Origin of the sequence: Clostridium estertheticum, from assembly GCF_026650985.1 — a bacterium.
In the GTDB taxonomy this organism is placed as follows: domain Bacteria; phylum Bacillota; class Clostridia; order Clostridiales; family Clostridiaceae; genus Clostridium_AD; species Clostridium_AD estertheticum_C.
Genome location: NZ_CP086239.1, coordinates 4,307,198 through 4,327,223, shown reverse-complemented (window position 1 = coordinate 4,327,223; position 20,026 = coordinate 4,307,198). Strand labels below are relative to the sequence as shown.

The window sequence follows — 20,026 nt, the reverse complement described above, 5'->3', positions numbered from 1 at the left end:
CACTTGTTTATTGCAACACATAGACGATAATTAAGGTATAAACATACTAAATTCATTAGATACTAAATTCGATATTAATTATATATTAAATATTGTCATCATTAGCTACTGACTAATCAAGATATGTTTGAATTGTATGTAATTGTTTACTAGAATATAATAAAGTTAAAGTTAAAGTAAATAATAAATTTCTTTATTAGAAATTCAGAGTAACGTTAATACAATCTTTTAATAAATTTGGAGGAATTTTATGAAGGATTACAGGATTAATTTACGATTAAAGAATATTTTGCAATATATATGCATTGAAAACGATTATATTACTATTGCAAAAATAGCAAAAAATTTAGGAGTTAGTGGGAGGACTGTAATTAGAGAAATCCCAGAGGTAGAGAAATTTCTTAAACAAAATAAAGTAAGTCTTGATAAAAAAACTGGAGTAGGTATTAAAGTAATAGGTACTCTTAAAGAAAAACAAACTATTATTAATCTGTTAAATGGAGAAAAAGATGACAAAATCTATTCGCCTAAGGAAAGAAAAAACATAATTATTAGTGAGTTGCTACAAAACCAAGAGCCTGTTAAGCTGTATAATTTTACTAAAACTTTAAAAGTTACAGAGGCAACTATTAGCAATGATTTAGAAAAGACAGATTCGTGGTTTAAAAGGCACAAATTAAATCTAATTAGAAAACAAGGACTTGGAGTATATTTAGTAGGAGAAGAAGACCATATAAGAAAAGCTATGGTTAGTTTAATTTATGAAAATACAAACGAAAGTCAACTATTAGGATTGATAAGACAAAATTTAGACGATTCAATAGTTGCAGACCAAGGCATTGAAGTTTCTTCTCGTAATAGACTGCTCAATTTAATTGATAATGAGACAATAAAAAAAATTGAACTTTTAGTTGAGACACTGGAAAAAGAAAGAAATTATAAGTTAACCGATAGTGCTTTTGTCGGATTAATTGTTCATATTGCACTTGCTATTGAGAGGGTGAAAAAAGGTGACAAAATAACTATAAATCAAGAGTTCTTGGAAGAACTTAAGAAATGTCAGGAGTATTTGATAGCATCTACCTTGTCTGTAAACATATCAAAATACTTTAAAATTGAAATACCAGAGGATGAAATTGGTTATATAACAATGCACATTAAAGGTTCTAAACATTATAAGGATAGATATAAAGCTGGGAACAAGATAATAGGAAGTTTTGAACTCATAAAGTTATCAAAAGAAATTATTAAAGTAGCTGAAATTGAAACAGGTAAATTTCTCGGTAATAATGAAAATTTGTTAAATGGATTAGTAAATCATCTTGGAACAGCCATAACAAGGTTAAAAATGAATCTAGATATTAGAAATCCACTTTTAGAAGAAATTAAGGCTAATTATACTGATTTGATGAGGATTAGTACTAAATGCGCTGAGATAGTTGAAAATCACATAGGTATAAAAATGCCTGAAGCTGAAATAGCATTTATTGCTATGCATCTTGGAGCTGCAATTGAAAATAGTCAAACTTTTATTAAACCTATATATAAAGTAGCGATTGCATGTGCTACAGGGATGGGAACTTCAAGACTTCTTGCAACGAGAATAGAAAGCGAGTATGACAATATACATATTGTAGATATAATATCTGCAATATATATTGAAGAAAGTTTTCTAAGTGAGAATGAAATAGATTTTATAATATCTACTGTTAATATAGATAAATGCCTTAAACCGGTAGTAAAAGTAAATCCATTGTTGTTTCAAGAAGATAAAGATAAAATAGTAACACAAATAAACGATTTAAAAAACAAAAACATTACTCATTCATATAAAAAAGCCAAAAATATTAGGTTTAAAGATAAGTTAATATCATTAAATGTATATAGTGGAGCAATAATGCAACTTTTAGACAATTTCTTCTTGAAAGAAGTTTCTAACATAAAAAATGTAGATGAGTTAATATCAGAAGCTAGTAAAATAATAGAGAAAAATCCAGAGGTTGAAGAAACTTTAAGAATAGCACTAAAGGATAGAGAAGAAAAGGGAAATACAGTTGTAACCGGACATGAGATGATATTGCTACATTGCAGGACAGATGTAGTACAAAATTTATATTTTGGTGCGGTAAAGTTATCTGAGTGTTTGGAATGTACAAATGGTGAAAATAAAGTAGAAAATATTAAGCTTGGAATTATAATGATTGCTCCAGAAGACAGTAGTGCACTACAAATAGAAGTTATAGGGTACATAAGCCAAATGCTACTAGAAAGAGCTGATTTTCTTAAATATCTAAAGTCGGGAGAGCGCGATTACGCATTTAATGAATTAAATGATATTTTAGAAAAATTTTACAAACGAAAAGTAAATAATTAATGGAGGTATGAGTTATGGATAATACATCGAACATAAAAAATAAAGGAAAAACTAAAGAAAGAGTACAAGGTTTTGGTAGATTTTTAAGCGGAATGATACTTCCGAATATAGGTGCATTTATAGCATGGGGGCTAATTACGGCATTATTTATACCAACTGGTTGGCTTCCTAATGCTCATTTTGCTAAATTAGTTAGCCCAATGATAACCTACCTTTTACCATTATTAATAGGTTACACTGGTGGTAAAATGGTAGGTGGAGTAAGAGGTGGAGTAGTTGGATCAATAGCAACTATGGGAATTATAGTAGGAGCAGATATTCCAATGTTTATGGGTGCAATGATAATGGGACCACTAGGTGGTTATGTTATAAAGAAATTTGATAAACTTGTTGAAGGAAAAGTACCAGCTGGTTTTGAAATGTTAATTAATAACTTTTCATCAGGTATACTTGGAGCAATGTTAGCATTGGTTGCATTTATAGGAATTGGACCAGTAGTCCTAGGATTAAATGGTCTTCTAAAAGATGGAGTAGAAGTCATAGTAAAAGCAGGGTTATTACCTTTAGTAGCTATATTTATAGAACCAGCAAAAATATTGTTCTTAAATAACGCAATAGGTAATGGAATTTTGGTGCCAATAGGTGCACAAGAAGCAAAAGCACTTGGAAAATCAGTGTTTTTCTTATTAGAATCAAATCCAGGTCCTGGACTAGGAGTACTACTCGCTTATTGGGTTTTTGCAAAAGGTGCTGTTAAAGAATCAGCACCAGGAGCAATAATAATTCATTTTATAGGTGGAATACATGAAATTTATTTCCCTTATGTTTTAATGAATCCTCTACTTATAATAGCAGTAATTTGTGGTGGAGCAAGTGGAATATTTACATTCCAAATTTTTGGAGCAGGATTAACTGCAGCAGCATCTCCAGGAAGTATACTTGCGATAATGGCAATGATTCCTAGAGGTGGTTACTTTGGAGTACTTGCAGGTGTACTTGTAGCAGCTGTGGTTTCATTCTTAGTATCCTCTGTAATAATAAAGAGTACTAATAAAAAAACAGAGGATAATGAATTTGAAGAAGCAAAATTGAAATCTAGTGAACTAAAATTAAAGAAAAAAGATGAGACAAGTGAGACAAATGGAGTAATGGGTAAAACTTTTAATAAAGTAATATTTGCATGTGATGCTGGTATGGGTTCAAGTGCAATGGGGGCAACAACTTTAAGAACTAAATTTAAAAGAGCAGGATATAATATTGAGGTAGTAAATTGTGCAATTGAAGCTATCCCAAAGGATGCTCAGATTGTTGTAACCCACGAAACACTAACTGCAAGAGCAAAGAGTGTAGCTCCAAATGCTGAACATATATCAGTTAAGGATTTTCTTAATAACCCTGCGTTTGAGATTCTTTCGGCAAGATTAAAACCAATTGCTAATACTAAAGTTAATATTGAACCTAAAAATGTTGTAAAGAATGAAAGTAAAATTCTTGAAAAGAAAAATATAAAATTAGGACTGGAAAGCACAGATAAATATACAGCAATTAAAATGGCTGGTAAATTACTATATGATGGAGGATATGTAGAAGAAGAATATATGGATGCTATGATTCAAAGAGAAAATGATCTTTCCACATATATTGGTAAAGGTATAGCAATTCCTCATGGGGTTGGTGAAGCTAAGAAAAACATTAATAAAACAGGAATGGTAGTGCTTCAATTTCCAAATGGAGTTAGGTTCGATGAAGAATTAGCATATCTCGTAATTGGCATTGCTGGAGTTGGGGATGAACATTTACAAATACTTTCTAATATTGCAATTGCAATTGAAGGAGAAGATGAAAGTATAACTGATGTACTAAAAAGTACAGAAGATGTCCAGTACATCTATGATTTATTTACAATAAAATCAGAAGATTAAATAATTGAAAAATAAGAGGTGAAAATATGATTACAACTATAACAATAAATCCAGCAGTTGATAAGACTATTGAAATAAATAATTTCACTGTAGGAAATGTTAATAGGGTTGCATCTGTTAGATTGGATGCTGGCGGAAAAGGAATTAATGTATCAAAAGTAATAAAAAATTTGGGCGGTGAAAGTCGTGCAATGGGAATTCTATCTGGTACCTCAGGACAATTTATAAAGGAATATTTAGATGAAATAAATATTTTAAATGACTTTGTTTTCACAAAAGGTGAAACTAGAACAAATATAAAAGTTGTTGACATGATTAATCATACTAATACTGATATAAATGAGGCTGGTCCAGAGGCAAGTTTAAAGGATTTGAATGACGTATGCGATAAAATGTTTAATAATATAAATAGTGGTGATACTATAATTTTATCAGGAAGTGTGCCTAGTAACGTAGATAAAGAAATTTATGGTAATTGGATTACTAAAGCAAAAGAAAAAGGAGCAAGAACAATATTAGATGCTGATGGCGAAATGCTTAAGGCAGGCATTTTATCGGGACCTTACCTTGTGAAACCCAATATAGATGAGCTCGGAGCTATGTTTAATAAAAAAATAGAAAGCGTTATCGAAACTGCTGAAATAGCTAAAAGTTTGCTTAAATATGGTATCATTATAGTAGCGGTTTCATTAGGAGGCGAAGGAGCAGTTTTTGTAACTAAAGAATGCACCATATATGCACATGGTCTTAAGGTAGATGTAAAAAGTACAGTAGGTGCCGGAGACTCAATGGTTGCAGCTCTTGCATATTCTCTCGAGAAGGGCCTTAGCTTTGAAGATACAGTAAAATTATCTGTAGCCACAGGCGCTGCGAATGTAATGACAGAGGGTACTAAAGCAAGTGATATTAAAACAATTATTGAACTTAAAAAACAGGTCGTATTTGAATACTTATAATAAATAAAAAAAGGTGGTAATATATATGAAAACAAGAGCAGTAAGATTATACGGAAAAAAAGATTTAAGAATGGAAGAATTTGAACTTCCTGAAATAAAAGAAGACGAAATACTAGTAAAAGTAGTATCAGACAGTATATGCATGTCTACTTATAAAGCAGCAATACTCGGAAGTGACCATAAGAGAGTACCTAGTGATGTAGCAGTTAATCCAGTAATTGTAGGACATGAAATGGCAGGAAATATAGTACAAGTAGGTTCAAAATGGAAAAATGACTTTAAAGTTGGAAATAAATTTTCTATGCAACCAGCATTAAACTATAAAGGAAGTATGGATTCACCTGGATATTCTTATAAATATTGTGGTGGAGACGCAACTTATATAATAGTTCCACATGAGGTAATGGAACTTGGTTGCTTATTAAACTATGAAGGTAAAGCATATTATGAGGCATCACTTGCTGAACCAATGTCTTGCATTATAGGAGGTTTTCATGCAAGTTTTCATACTGTAATGGGTAGTTATGAACATAAAATGGGAATAGTTGAAGGCGGAAAACTTGCGATGCTAGCAGCTGCTGGTCCTATGGGTCTAGGTGCAATTGATTATGCTATGCACTGTGATAGAAAGCCATCTCTAATTGTAGTAACAGATATAGAGCAAGGTAGATTAGATAGAGCAAGTGCAATATTCACGAGTGAAGACGCAAAAAAAGTTGGAATAGAATTAATATTTGTTAATACAAGAGATATAGAAGATGTTCCGGCTTATTTAAGAGGCTTAACAGGTGGAACAGGTTTTGATGATGTATTTGTATATTCTCCAGTTAAACCAGTGGTAGAGCAAGGAGATAAGATATTAGGTAGAGATGGTTGCTTAAACTTCTTTGCAGGCCCTACAGATACTAAATTCTCAGCTACTTTTAATTTCTATAATGTTCATTATCAATCAACTCATACTATTGGAACTACTGGTGGAAACACAAATGATATGATTGAGTCATTAAGAATGACAGAAAAGAATATTATAAATCCAGCAGTTATGGTTACTCATATTGGTGGACTTGATAGTGCAGCTGATGCAACACTTAAATTAACAGAAGTACCTGCAGGTAAAAAATTAATATACACAAATATATTTATGGATATTACAGCAATTGACGAGTTTGAAGAAAAGGGTAAAAAAGATCCCCGTTTCAAAAAATTAGCAGAAATTGCAAAAAACAATAAGGGTCTTTGGTCTTTAGATGCAGAAGAATACTTACTTGAAAATTGGAAAACTAAATAGTACAAAAAATAAAGGTTGTTTACAAACCCAGTATAATTTTTTATTATACTGGGTTTGTTTAATTATGAGATAGCATTCTTACATTCAACATGAATAGCCCAAATCGTCCAAATTACAAAAAATCAAACTACTAAACGCATAAAATTCATCTATTTTTTTTAATACTAAATTTATTTTGTAAATTCTATATTGAAACTTCTATTGGGCGGCGTGGAGAGTAAAAAAAAAATTAAGGAATGCAGGGTGTTATTCCTGCATTCCTTAATTGGTTTTGGACAGACTTTATTATTTTACGACCGGCTTTAACATTATTGTACAAGGTTTAATGTTTGTTTACATAACCATGTACATGTTACCTTTTCTTTTATTCAACAGTTACTGATTTAGCAAGATTTCTTGGCTTATCAACGTCGCAACCCTTTTGAATTGCCATGTAATATGCTAATAATTGTAGTGGAATTACTGATATTACTGGTGCTAATATATCCAATACTTTTGGTACATAAGTTACAGCATGAACTGATTTTTCAATTTCAGTATGACCTTTTGGTGCGAAAGCATATACTTTTGCTCCCCTAGTCGATAGTTCACGCATATTACTTACCATCTTACCAAATAGCTCTTCTTGAGTAGCTAATGCTATAACTATAGTTCCTTCTTCCATAAGTGCTATTGCCCCATGTTTAAGCTCTCCTGCGGCATATGCATCTGAGTGGATATAAGATACTTCTTTTAGTTTTAATGAACCTTCTAGTGCAACTGCATAATCAAGCCCACGTCCTATGAAGAACATATCCTTATGCATATAAGTTTTTGCTGTAAACTTTTGTATAGTTTCTTTGTCTTTAAGCATTTCTTCTGCTTTTTCTGGAAGTTCTAGCATCGCTGCTTTAATTTCTTCAATCTTATCCATACTTAAAGTTTCCTTATTTTGAGCAAAGAATAGAGCAATTATATACATTGCTATAAGCTGAGTTGCGTAAGCTTTAGTAGATGCAACAGCTATTTCTGGTCCTGCCCATGTGTATAGTACATCATCTGCTTCTCTTGAAGCCGCACTACCAACAACATTAGTTACAGCTATTACTCTTGCTCCTTTTTCCTTTGCAAGTCTTAATGCTGACATAGTATCTGCAGTTTCTCCTGATTGACTAATAACTATCATTAATGTGTTTTTATCAATTATTGGATCCCTGTATTTAAATTCTGACGCTATATCAAGTTCTACTGGTATTCTTGCAAGTTTTTCTATAACATATTTACCTACAGCCCCTGCATGGTATGCAGTTCCGCATGCTACAATATATATTTTATCTAATTTTTTAATTTGTTCTTTAGTTATATTTATATCATCTAAAGTTATCGGCTGTCCAAGAACTATTCTTGAAGTCATTGTATCTCTGATTGCCTTTGGCTGTTCATGGATTTCTTTAATCATAAAGTGTTCATATCCACCTTTTTCAGCTGCAGCTGCATCCCAAGTTACATGGAAAACTTCTTTATTTATAATGTCGCCCTCTATATCTTCAAGCTTTATGCCATCATTCGAGATAACAACAAATTCATTATCTTCTAATAAATATATTTCTCTTGTATGATTTAGTACTGCTGGTATATCAGATGCTACATAAAATTCATTTTCTCCAAGTCCTACAATTAATGGACTATCTTTTCTTACTGCTATCAATTTATCTGGTTCATCACTGCATAATACTGCTATTGCATAGCTACCTTCCATTTTCATAGTAGCCTTCTTTACAGCTTCAACAATGTTTCCTTTGTAATAAAAATCTATAAGATGTGGTATAACTTCTGTATCAGTTTCAGATACAAATTTATATCCTTTTGCCATTAGCCATTCTCTTAAATGGATATAGTTCTCAATAATTCCATTATGAACTACACTAATAGTTCCTTTCTCATTAGTGTGTGGGTGTGAATTTTCATCTGATGGCTTACCATGAGTAGCCCATCTTGTATGACCTATTCCAACATGACCTTTAAGTGGAGATTCTAATAATTCAGCTTCTAAATTTGCAAGTCTTCCTTTGCATTTAGTAACACTTAAAACTCCATTATCTATAATTGCGACTCCTGCTGAATCGTATCCTCTATATTCTAATTTTCTAAGCCCATCAATCAATATTGTTTGAGCCTCTTTTATTCCAAAATATCCAACTATTCCGCACATATTTATCTTCCCCTTAAATTTAATTTTTTGCAAACCAATTAAGCATATTTCTCATCCATTTTATTCATAATTATTAAAATAGTACTGCTATTGCCCTACACATAACTTTATTATATGAAGCAATTCGCATTACATAATTATAATCATAGATGAATATCATACTTAATTAATTCATCGCAAATAGGCGCTGTTCATCCCCTTTAGATACTACTTGTCACCCAAAGACGATGCATATTGCCTATTGGCATCGTAATATTTATAAAGGTTTTAACACCAGATTGATCTTGTCACGAAAATCACTTCTCGCTTTTATCAATCATTAACGGTAGTGCGCTACCGCGGGGCATCCGCCGAAGATTCGATACTCCCCATCCTCGTCAACTCATAATTATTCTCATTATGAGTTCTGGCGCTTTAAAATAACTTATTCTCCTCTATCCTCCTCTATCAAAATATTCAGCATTTCACTGTATTAATTAAATAAATAGACTGAAAACTTATGAACCTTACACATAAGCTTTCAGTCTATTATATTCGTTCTATGCTCTAAACGTCAATACTTTTAATAACAAGTTAACTAAATTTTAATACTTTCTATGCGTTTGCTTTTTCTTGAATAAGTTTCGCAAGAGAATGTGCCATTTTATCCAATTCACTTTGCACTTTGCCCTCAAGCATTACTCTTACTAAAGGTTCTGTACCTGATGGCCTTATAAGTACTCTACCACAACCATCTAATTTTCCTTCTATTTTCTTTATTTCTTCAACTATTTCACTATCAGTTTCATGGATATCTTTTTTATCATTAGGTACTGTTGCATTAACTAATACCTGTGGGAGTTCTACCATCATTGATGCAAGCTCTGATAATGGCTTCCCCGTTTCTTTAATAACAGTTGCTAGTTGAAGTCCTGATACAAGTCCATCCCCTGTAGTATTAAAGTCGAGGAAAATTACATGTCCAGATTGCTCTCCACCAAGGCTGTAACCTTCCTTTTGCATTAGCTCAAGAACATTCCTATCTCCTACTTTTGTTTTAACTGTAGCTATGCTTTCCTGCTTCATTGCAATATCAAGACCTAAATTGCTCATAACTGTTACTACTACTGTGTCTTTAGTTAATTTTCCAATACTTTTTAGATGTTTTGCACAAATAGCAATTATAAAATCTCCATTTATAAGATTTCCTTTTTCATCAACTGCCAAACATCTATCTGCATCACCATCAAAAGCTAATCCCAAATCGCAATGATTTTCTTTAACAAATGCCATTAAATGCTCAGGATGAGTTGATCCACAGTCTTTATTTATATTTATACCATCTGGATCATTATTAATAACTAAAACCTCTGCTCCAAGAGATCTAATAGCCTTTACTGATGTTATATATGAAGCACCATTAGCACAATCTAATGCTATTTTAAGTCCCTTTAAATTGCCTGAAATAGTAGATTTAGCAAATTCCATATAATCAACTACTGCATTCTCATTAACTGTTTTTTTACCTAAATCACCAGCTATTGGTGATGGCACTTCTTTAAAATCACTTTCTATAACTGCTTGTATTGTATCCTCTAATTCATCAGACAATTTGAATCCATTATTGTCAAAGAACTTTATTCCATTATATTCTACCGGGTTGTGAGAAGCTGAAATAACAATTCCTGCATCTGCTCCATATTTTCTTGTTAAATATGCTACAGCTGGAGTTGGAACCACTCCAAGGCATATAGCCTCTGCCCCTACAGATAAAATCCCTGCAACTAAAGCAGCTTCTAACATGTCTCCTGAGACTCTTGTATCCATTCCAACTATAATTTTAGGCTTATGTGCTCCGTCTGTTAGTACAAAAGCTCCTGCTCTTCCTAACTTATATGCAATCTCTCCTGTTAATTCTGTATTTGCTATCCCTCGTACTCCATCTGTACCAAACATTCTACTCATATTTTATACCTCTTTCCAAATATTCTATAGGTTTACTATAGGGCATCTTAAATAAAAAATACTAATCAGTATGTTAGTATTTTATTCATAGAGCCCACCTTTGTCATTCTTTTATAAATATTAATTTAATTTCATAATTAGGCAAAACTGTTTTTGTAATATGTATAACATAGCTTGAATTATACTACAATACCAGGCATTTGTAAAAACACCCTAACTTCTTACTATATAATAGAAAAAGTATGTATTACTTAAACTGAATTTAAACAGCCTCTAGTAATACATACCTTTTGTCATATTATCAATGTTATTGTTTATTTATAAACTTTTGCCTGTTCTTTTCCACTTAAAACTCCTATAGCACCTTGAGCTAGTGCTAATAATTCATCTTCACCTGCGTAAACTACAACATCTGCTATGAATTTTACTCTTTTGGTTATATAATTAACAACAGCTTCTCCATAAGCTATTCCACCAGTTAAAATTATAGCATCTACTTTTCCTGATAAAACAGCTGCGCAGCCTCCAATTTCCTTAGCTACTTGATATCCCATAGCTTGAATAATTAATTTAGCCTTTTTGTCACCAGCTTGTGACATTTTAAGTGCATCTCGTACATCATTAGTATTAAGATAAGAAACAAATCCACCTTTTCCATTTATCTTTTTCTTTATATCTTCTAAAGTGTATTTTCCGCTAAAACACATCTTAGCTAAATCGCCTGATGGTAATCCCCCAGATCTTTCTGGTGAAAATGGGCCATCTCCATCGAGTCCATTATTAACATCTATAACTTTTCCATTCTCATGAGCTCCTACTGTAACTCCTCCGCCCATATGTGCAACTATTAAATTAATTTCCTCATATTTTTTCCCATTTTCTTTTGCATACCTTTTAGCTACTGCTTTTTGATTTAATGCATGGAAAATACTCTTTCTATCTATATCTGGTATTCCTGATAATTTAGCAACTGCTGCCATTTCATCCACTACTGTTGGATCAACGATATATGCTGGTATATTTAAAGTTTTTGCAATTTCATTTGCAATTATTCCACCTAAATTAGAAGCATGTTGACCTTGTACTCCAATTTTCAAATCATTAAGCATAGCATCATTTACAATATAAGTGCCGCCTTCAATTGGTTTTAACATTCCACCTCGGCCTACTATGGCATCCAAAGTTTTAATATCAAAATTCTTTTCCTTAAGAACATTCAAGATAACGTCTTTTCTGAAATCAAGTTGTTCAAATATACCTTTAAATTTATCTATTTCTTCTGATGGATGTCTTAATGTTTCTTCTAATATTTCCTTTTCATCCTCATATACACCTATTTTAGTAGATGTTGACCCTGGGTTAATTATTAATAATTTATATGACATATTGTTCCTCCTTTGTGCTATAAAGTACATTAAATAAATAACAAATAGATACGCTAGTATATTTTCATGTTCCTAAACAATCGGCAATTTTATTTGTTATATTCTGCAACTAATGCTGCAAGAGCTATAGAATGTAATTTTGTTTCAGGAGTATCAGCTCTAGAAGTTAATATAACAGGAGCAGAAGTACCTACTAGTAATCCACCACTTTTAGATTTAGTAGTGTAATTCAAGCATTTATACATAGAATTTCCTGCTTCAATATTTGGCATTACAAGAATATCCGCTTTTCCTGCAACTGGGCTTTGTATATTTTTATGATTTGCAGCTTCCTCAGATATTGCAATATCAAGAGATAAAGGTCCATCAACGATACAACCTTTTATCTGGCCTCTATCATTCATTTTCGATAACATTGCTGCATCTAGTGTTGCTGGCATTCCTGGATTTACTACTTCTACTGCGCAAACTACTGCGACTTTAGGAAGCTCAACTCCACACGCTTTTGCTACTGCTACTGAATTGTTTATTATACTCTTTTTTTCTTTTAGTTCTGGGTACATATTAAAAGCGACATCTGTTAAAAATATTAGTCTATCATACTCTGGTATTTCAAATACGGCTACATGTGACATTAGTTTCCCAGTTCTAAGACCTACTTCTTTGTTTAACACGGCTCTTAAGAATGTTGCTGTATCAATTAACCCTTTCATAAGCATATCAGCTTTTCCTGATGATACAATCTGAACTGCAGTTAATGCTGCTTTTGAAACATTCTTCTCATCAATAATTTCAAACTCTGCTGCATCCATACCTATGTTTTTAGCAATAAATATTATCTTTTCTTTATCTCCTACTAATATTGCATTTGCTATACCATTTTTCTTAGCATCACGAACCGCCTCAAGTACTGGTTCATCCTGTGCTACAGCTACTACTACGGTTTTCATTCCTTGTGCTTTTGCTGTGTCTAAAATTTTATCAAATGTTTTACTCATTCAATTACACTCCCTCGATTTTATATTTTATATTATATATTTTGTATTATGTATTAACTTTAATCTTTGCCTGATATGTATTATCGTTTCTGTTTTGCGTTTTTTATCTTCTGTACCATTTTAACAAACTTCATAAAGAAAAATCAAGAGTTTAGAAAAATTATTATACAGATTTCCATTTTTTCATTATACTTTCAGCAATTTTTAATCCATCAACTGCTGCAGAAATTATTCCACCTGCATATCCAGCGCCTTCTCCTGCTGGGTACAACCCTTCTAAAGATATACTTTGAAACTCTTCATTTCTATCAATTCTTACTGGTGCAGATGTTCTTGTTTCTATACCCGTAAGTATTGCATCATTTCTTGAAAACCCATTTATTTTATGTTCAAAATTAGGTAAAGCCTCTTTTATAGCATCTGTTACATATGCCGGTAAACAGTTAGTAAGGTTTGCTAATTTATAACCAGGTGTATAACTTGGCTTTATACTACCTATTTTATCACTAACATTGCCCTTAAGGAAATCACCAACTAATTGCACTGGTGCATTATAGTTCTCTCCGCCTATCTTATATGCTAGTCCCTCATAATACCTTTGAAATTCAATGCCAGCGAGTGGATTATCTGAAGCGAAGTCCTTAGGTCCTACTGATACCACTATTGCTGAGTTTGCGTTTTTTTTATCTCTATTGTACTCACTCATACCATTTATCACAAGTTTTCCCTGTTCGGATGCTGCGGACACTACGGCTCCTCCTGGACACATACAAAAACTATATACTGATCTGCCCAATTTGCCACTTTTATAAGTAAGTTTGTAATCTGCAGCTTTTAATCTAGGGTGGCTTGCATATTTTCCATATTGATTTTCATTAATCATATCTTGTGGATGCTCTATTCGAACTCCAACTGCAAATGGTTTACTAGACATAAATACGCCATTTTTATATAACATTTCGTAAGTGTCCCTTGAACTATGCCCCGGTGCTAAAATTAAATTATCACAAGGTATTTCTTCTCCGTTTACTATTAGACTCTGCAGTTTTCCATCTTTAATCTTAATATCTTCAAGTTTACTATTAAATCTTACTTCTCCGCCTAACTTAATAATAGTTTCTCGAATGTTCTTCACAACGTCTTTTAATACATCTGTACCTATATGAGGTTTCCCAATATATACTATTTCTTCCGGCGCACCAGCTTTTACAAATTCTTCTAATATATAATCACATCTATTGTCCTTTATTCTTGTAGTTAGCTTTCCGTCTGAAAAAGTCCCTGCTCCACCTTCGCCAAACTGCACATTAGATTCTGTATTTAATACTGCTCTTGTCCAAAATTTATTTATGGTCTTTGTTCTATTCTCTACCTTTTCTCCTCTTTCGATAATTATAGGTTTATATCCCTTTTGCGCCATAAGAATACCAGCAAACATTCCTGCTGGTCCCATTCCTACTATTATTGGTCTATGATTCATTTTTTTAGTTCCAAATTCAAACTCAGCCTCGTATTTTTCTTCTTCAAGCTTAACATCTTTATTGTTTGCTCTTGTGACTACATTTATTTCATTATCCATTGTAATATTAACGGCATAATTAAACTTAATATTATTTTTTTTCCTAGCATCTATAGATTCTTTAGCTATTTTAATTTTCTTTATTTCACTATCAGAAACTCTCATTAATTTTGCAGCTTTTATCCTTAAATCGTCTATTGATTCATCTATATCTAAAGTTATGTTATTTACTCTTATTGTCATTGCTCACTGGTACCTCCGTTTGCTTTTTCGTAATAGTTACTCCTATTTTATCTGGGTTGTGTGATATTAAAGTTACTCCTTTTGGTATAGACACAATTACATTCACGCTTTGTTTGCCTTCTGTTAAACCTGTTAAATCTACTTGCGCGGAAAAATTATTTAAATCCAGATTATTAATAACTGATTCTACTCCGGAAACCGATATTGATGTCTTATTATTATCTAATGTGGCTACATAAGTTTCACCCAAATTATTGTACTTGATATCCAAACTTAAATCCTTTTGAATTGTCTTGTCTACCTTTTCTGTTGTAGCTGCCCCACTTGCTGCATTTGGACTACTTAAATTAACCTGGACCTTAACCATAGCATCCCCATCGACTAAATTTAATCCATTTGGAATTACAACCTTTGTTTCAATGGTTGTACTCTTAGTTATTTTACTTAAATCAACAGCTTCTGTGTTTAAGTATTTTAATTTATCAAGTTCAGCTAAGCTCCCAGTTATATCAACTGTCTCGGGTATTGCTTTTATACTTCCTAGCGTATACTTAGGATCTAAACTCCCTGTGGTTTTCACAGTAACCTCTACAGATTTTGTCTTTTTTACAAGAGTTTTAACATTGATATAAGCCGGACTTACAATAACCTCTTTTATTTCTTTTCCGGATTCATCTACTGCTTTAAGCTTGTATTTTTTTGATGTATTTGATTCTAAACCTTGTATATTTTCGTCAATTACTATTTTTTTCACTTCACTTATAACCTTTGAACCACCTGATACCGTAGCATAATCTGATGATAGCTCCGGCTTTGATGCGTAAAAACCTTCTTTAGGTTTTCCGCTTACATTTACATTTATAGGCAATTTTTTCTTAGTAAGTTCATCTAACTGTATTGTTATAAAAAGACCATCACTATTTACCACATTTATATTATCTGGACTTTTTTTTATTTGAATAGGTATCTTATATTCCCCACTTTTAAGCGCATATGCGCCTAAATCTGCAACCACCGTAAAATCAGATGCTTTCATAGCCAGAAGTATGCTAGTATTAGCTCCTTTAATATTTAGGGATGTTGTTAAATCTTGTCCTGAAACTAAAACAAGATTCGATTTAGTTAATACATCACTATTTAGCATTGTTACAGGTATATTTTTAATTTTGTAAGCAGTCAACGGATTTTCCGTTCCTGTTATGAAAAGCCATAGCGCAAAGGCAGCTATTACGCAGCAAATTTTAATTATTAATTGTTCTTTCCGTTCTTTATCCATGCCTTTACTCTCTCCTTTAATGTTACTTTTTTAGTTTGTCTTCTCTTTATTATTTGAACAAGTACATTTTTAAGCTTATCCTTGTCATAGTTTCTCATTAATCTTCCATTCATTGCAAGAGATATAACTCCTGTTTCTTCTGATACTATTATTGTTAAAGCATCTGAAGTTTCTGTCACTCCTATTGCTGCTCTATGCCTTGTTCCTAATTTTTTACTTATTTTGTCACTATTAGTTAAAGGTAGAAAACACCCTGCGGCTATTATCCTATCATTTCTAATTACCGTGGCACCATCATGAAGGGGCGTGTTAACTACAAATATATTTTCTAATAACGCAGCAGATATTACTGCATCTAGAGTATTTCCTGTTTTAATTATTTCCCCAATACCTGTTCTTTGTTCTATTACTATTAGTGCGCCTGTTTTACTTTTTGATAGTATTTCAACAGCATTAACAATTTCAGTTATAACCTTCTCCATTACCTCTTCATCCTCAAATATGTGTTTATCAGCAAAAGCCGTTCTTCCAATATGCTCTAAAGCTCTTCTTATCTCTGGTTGAAAGATGATAACAATAGTTAAAACCCCAATTGTTATTGTTTTGTTTAATATCCAGTTTAATACTGTTAAATTAAGAAACTGACTTATTGGAATAAGTACAAAAATAAAAATAATTCCTTTTAATAACTGTATAGCTCTTGTTTCCTTCATTAGCATGTAACTTTTGTAAAATATAAAAGCCACCACTAGTATATCTAGAATTGAATATACACTTATATTTTTGATCGTATTCATAATCAACTTATATACTTCCATAAAGCTCACACCCCTCTAATAAAACTCTTACTTCCAATTATACACTATGCTTTGCTTTATTAGTATATATTATAAGTTAATTTTATTGTAACAATTAAGCATATATTTAAAATCATTCTATTAAATGTGTAATACTTTTAAATTTAAAATGGTATAATTCTGCAATTTAACTAGAATAATATATGTATCATATTAATATAAGAATATAATGAAATTAATGAAGGAGTGAATTATTTTGGGTATAAATAAAAATAATATAAATACTGGTAACAAGAGAAAAAACTTTAAACTAATACTTTTTTTATCAATTATTATGCTCTCCACATGTATTTTCTTGATTTGTTATTATTCATCTATAACTAATGCGTATAGTTCCTATAAAACTACTTTAATAACCACCATTAACGGTATAAATGATGTCAATAAAAATGTATCCCAATTTAATAGCAATAAAACAATAGATGTTGACTATGCAAAAAAACAATTACCTAAAATCATTAATGATTTATCTGTCTTTAGGGCTAATTTATTAAATTCACAGCCTACTACTAAATATAAAAAAGATAACGATAATTTAAAATCTGGCCTAGATAAAAATTTATTAATATATAGACAGACTTTAGCAATTTTAAATAATCCTTCTGGAAATGATGTAGAAACGTCTATGGAGAATCTTAAAACTTTTAGAAATGACTGCATAAATTTTTATTCATTAATAGATGTTCATAATACTTCAATATCACTGCCAAAAATCTCTTTAACTTTCATTGATAATATTCTTGATTACAGTGATACCGCTGTAATGATAAAAAAGGAAACAGTTCTTAAGTCACGTCAAAACCAAGAGTTTATAAGTGATATTGATGGCCTATCAACTGATTTCTTAAATGTTAAAAGTAATCTTTACTCATATACAATAAAAGTGAGAAAAAAGGAGATGTCCTATTATAATCTTTCAAAACTAGTTGATGACGATTTTTCAAAACTAACCAATCTTCAAAGTACATTTAAAATTTTAACTGTTCCTACCTCCGCAATTCCCACTTATGAATCCTTCAAAATTTTATTAGATAAATATGAAAATTACTTAAGTAATTTCAAACTTGCTATGACAAGTGAAAATTCCAAAACTTCAAATGCATCGCTAACTCCGAAAGTATTGGAAACTTTATATACTTCGTCTAATACACTATTTAACGACGTAGAAACTTCATATACTAATTATATTAAATACTATACTGAGCTAAAGAATCAATAAGTCTATATTATTCAATTTACACTGCTTTATGTTATATAATAAAATATTAATGTATTATTTTCACACTCTAGGTCATACTATATTAGCCGAAGTAAAAAATACGCGGAGGAACCAAGCATCTGGGGTGAATCACTAATTGTGTAGGTTAAACCTTTCCCGAACCCGTCAGCTAACTCCGTAGGCAAAAGGAGAGAAAAAATATGAAAAAGCTTACTTTTTTATCATGTATGCTGCTAACATTGTTTTTAGCATTTCCAAGTTTAAGCGTAAGTGGTGAACATTTGTATTCATTTGGATCAGCGAGTAAAGATTTATATAATGAACAAGTAGAGGCAGTAGAAGTATTTAATAAGTCAAATAGCTCAATTTGTATTACCGATAATGATATTTATTTAATGTCTCAAGTTGTATATGCTGAGAGTTGTGGCGAACCTGATAGTGGCAAACTTGCAGTAGCATCAGTTATATTAAATCGTGCTAGCGATATCCATTTTCCAAAATCTATTTCCGGTGTTATTAATCAAAAAAATGCTTTCTCTTGTGTTGAAAATGGAAAGGTATATCACAATGGCAAATCAAATGTTATCCCTGATTCAGCCTGTTACACTGCAGTACTCGATGCATTAAAGGGTAAAGATCCTACTTATGATGCTGTTTTCTATTATAATCCTGAAATAGCTACTTCAGGGTGGATGAAAAGTATAAACAAAACGAATATAAAGACTATAGGAAATCACGTTTTTTTTGTAGTTAAATAAAAAAATAAAGCTCATAAAATTAAAACCAGACAGTTAACTTTTGCTAACTACCTGGTTTTACTAATTATATTAGATAAATTAATAAAATTAAAATTCATTTATATTTCTATTTATTTGCATGTAACTTATCCACATAAGAAACTGCAGATAATGCTGCTACTAAACCTTCCCCTGCAGATTTCATATACTGATATGGTGTGCCAGTACAATCTCCTGCTGCATAACATCCTTCTATATTCGTTTTCATATCTCTATCGACCTTTATATGACCATTCTCTATCTCGATACCTGGTACTAATTGACCCGGAGATACGCTGTCTCTTAACATGAAAATACCATCTGTAGCTATTTCACCTTGATCTAAAATCATCTTAGTAACCACATCATCTCCAACTATTTTTAAAGGCTTGTTATTTATAATTTCTATGTTTTCATTTAAATTATATTTGCCTTTATACATTGGTATATAATATGTTTTTCCACTTAACTCACTTACATAATTAGCTTCTTCAACGCTTTCTTTATTATAACCAACTATAACAACTGTTTTCCCCTTATATAATGGAGCATCACAAGTAGCACAATACCCTACTCCTTTTCCTAAGAATTCTTCTTCTCCTATTAATGGCTTGGTATATTCTATACCTGTAGCTAGTATTATAGCTTTAGCCTCATATATCTTTTCATTTACCATCAGAGCAAAATAATCTCCCATAGCATAAACATTGTTTATTTTTTCATTTACAATATCTACACCCATAGCCGCGATATGATCTGCAAATTTGCTTTTAAGTTCAATTCCTGTAACGTTATAAAGGCCTAAATAATTATTTACCTTTGCCGCTTTTGTTAATTTAGGACTCAGATCTTTATTCCCAAATATTATTATATTTTTATTTCTGATTTTAGCATTAATTGCTGCTTCTAGTCCTGCTGGGCCTGTTCCAATTATAGCTATATCATATCTCTCACTCATACTTTTTCCTCCTCTTATTTTTCCTAAATACACAATAATTAACAGCTTATTTTTATCATTAGTAAATATTCTATACCTTTAAAAATGGAGATACTTATTTAAATTATAAAAATTTAAATT

General features: G+C 31.5%; 14 protein-coding genes and 1 riboswitch. Of the genes, 6 read left to right on the top strand and 8 right to left on the bottom strand.

The genetic code is table 11. The annotated features are described in order from the left end of the window. Positions 1-250 precede the first annotated feature (250 nt). Genes LL038_RS20860 through LL038_RS20845 form a run of 4 tightly spaced genes read left to right on the top strand, consistent with a single transcriptional unit; the run spans position 251 to position 6,540 of the window. Positions 251-2,374: a BglG family transcription antiterminator gene (locus tag LL038_RS20860; protein ID WP_216128017.1), complete on the top strand. Its 2,124-nt coding sequence runs from the start codon at positions 251-253 to the stop codon at positions 2,372-2,374. Between the two features lie 14 nt (positions 2,375-2,388). Continuing rightward, positions 2,389-4,296: a PTS mannitol transporter subunit IICBA gene (locus LL038_RS20855; protein WP_216128015.1), complete on the top strand. Its 1,908-nt coding sequence runs from the start codon at positions 2,389-2,391 to the stop codon at positions 4,294-4,296. A gap of 26 nt (positions 4,297-4,322) precedes the next feature. Beyond that, positions 4,323-5,252, top strand: coding sequence for a 1-phosphofructokinase (gene pfkB, locus LL038_RS20850; RefSeq protein WP_216128013.1), 930 nt, complete (start codon positions 4,323-4,325; stop codon positions 5,250-5,252). Between the two features lie 25 nt (positions 5,253-5,277). Next, complete coding sequence (locus LL038_RS20845) at positions 5,278-6,540, top strand: zinc-binding dehydrogenase (protein ID WP_216128011.1); 1,263 nt, start codon at positions 5,278-5,280, stop codon at positions 6,538-6,540. A gap of 364 nt (positions 6,541-6,904) precedes the next feature. On the opposite strand, the gene glmS is transcribed toward LL038_RS20845, so the two are convergent. The 7 genes from glmS to cdaA all read right to left on the bottom strand — a co-directional run bounded on the left by glmS (position 6,905) and on the right by cdaA (position 16,914). Further along, the gene (glmS, locus tag LL038_RS20840) at positions 6,905-8,731 is read right to left on the bottom strand and encodes a glutamine--fructose-6-phosphate transaminase (isomerizing) (RefSeq protein WP_268055920.1); all 1,827 of its coding nucleotides are present in this window, start codon (positions 8,729-8,731) and stop codon (positions 6,905-6,907) included. A gap of 594 nt (positions 8,732-9,325) precedes the next feature. After that, the gene (gene glmM / locus LL038_RS20835; RefSeq protein WP_216125734.1) at positions 9,326-10,675 is read right to left on the bottom strand and encodes a phosphoglucosamine mutase; all 1,350 of its coding nucleotides are present in this window, start codon (positions 10,673-10,675) and stop codon (positions 9,326-9,328) included. A 314-nt stretch (positions 10,676-10,989) separates the two neighbouring features. Continuing rightward, positions 10,990-12,060: a butyrate kinase gene (buk, locus tag LL038_RS20830; RefSeq protein WP_216125731.1), complete on the bottom strand. Its 1,071-nt coding sequence runs from the start codon at positions 12,058-12,060 to the stop codon at positions 10,990-10,992. An 89-nt stretch (positions 12,061-12,149) separates the two neighbouring features. Continuing rightward, positions 12,150-13,058, bottom strand: coding sequence for a phosphate butyryltransferase (gene ptb, locus LL038_RS20825; protein ID WP_216125728.1), 909 nt, complete (start codon positions 13,056-13,058; stop codon positions 12,150-12,152). Between the two features lie 163 nt (positions 13,059-13,221). Beyond that, on the bottom strand, positions 13,222-14,820 hold the full coding sequence (locus LL038_RS20820) for an NAD(P)/FAD-dependent oxidoreductase (RefSeq protein WP_216125725.1): 1,599 nt from the start codon (positions 14,818-14,820) through the stop codon (positions 13,222-13,224). Continuing rightward, positions 14,801-16,096, bottom strand: a complete 1,296-nt coding sequence (locus LL038_RS20815) for a YbbR-like domain-containing protein (RefSeq protein WP_216125722.1) — start codon at positions 16,094-16,096, stop codon at positions 14,801-14,803. The genes LL038_RS20820 and LL038_RS20815 overlap by 20 nt, the downstream gene beginning before the upstream one ends. Beyond that, positions 16,069-16,914: a diadenylate cyclase CdaA gene (gene cdaA / locus LL038_RS20810; RefSeq protein WP_216125720.1), complete on the bottom strand. Its 846-nt coding sequence runs from the start codon at positions 16,912-16,914 to the stop codon at positions 16,069-16,071. Before cdaA ends, LL038_RS20815 begins: the two co-directional genes overlap by 28 nt. A 235-nt stretch (positions 16,915-17,149) precedes the next feature. Between cdaA and LL038_RS20805 the strand changes: the two genes are divergently transcribed. Both LL038_RS20805 and LL038_RS20800 read left to right on the top strand, forming a co-directional pair. Further along, a complete protein-coding gene (locus LL038_RS20805; protein WP_216125718.1) occupies positions 17,150-18,172 on the top strand; it encodes a hypothetical protein in 1,023 nt (340 codons plus the stop codon). 74 nt (positions 18,173-18,246) lie between these two features. Then, positions 18,247-18,370, top strand: a riboswitch (cyclic di-AMP (ydaO/yuaA leader). A 2-nt stretch (positions 18,371-18,372) separates the two neighbouring features. Then, positions 18,373-18,930 (top strand): cell wall hydrolase, encoded by a 558-nt coding sequence (locus tag LL038_RS20800; RefSeq protein ID WP_216125715.1) that lies wholly within the window; start codon positions 18,373-18,375, stop codon positions 18,928-18,930. Between the two features lie 106 nt (positions 18,931-19,036). On the opposite strand, the gene LL038_RS20795 is transcribed toward LL038_RS20800, so the two are convergent. Beyond that, positions 19,037-19,906, bottom strand: a complete 870-nt coding sequence (locus LL038_RS20795; RefSeq protein WP_216125712.1) for an NAD(P)/FAD-dependent oxidoreductase — start codon at positions 19,904-19,906, stop codon at positions 19,037-19,039. Between the last annotated feature and the right edge of the window lie 120 nt (positions 19,907-20,026).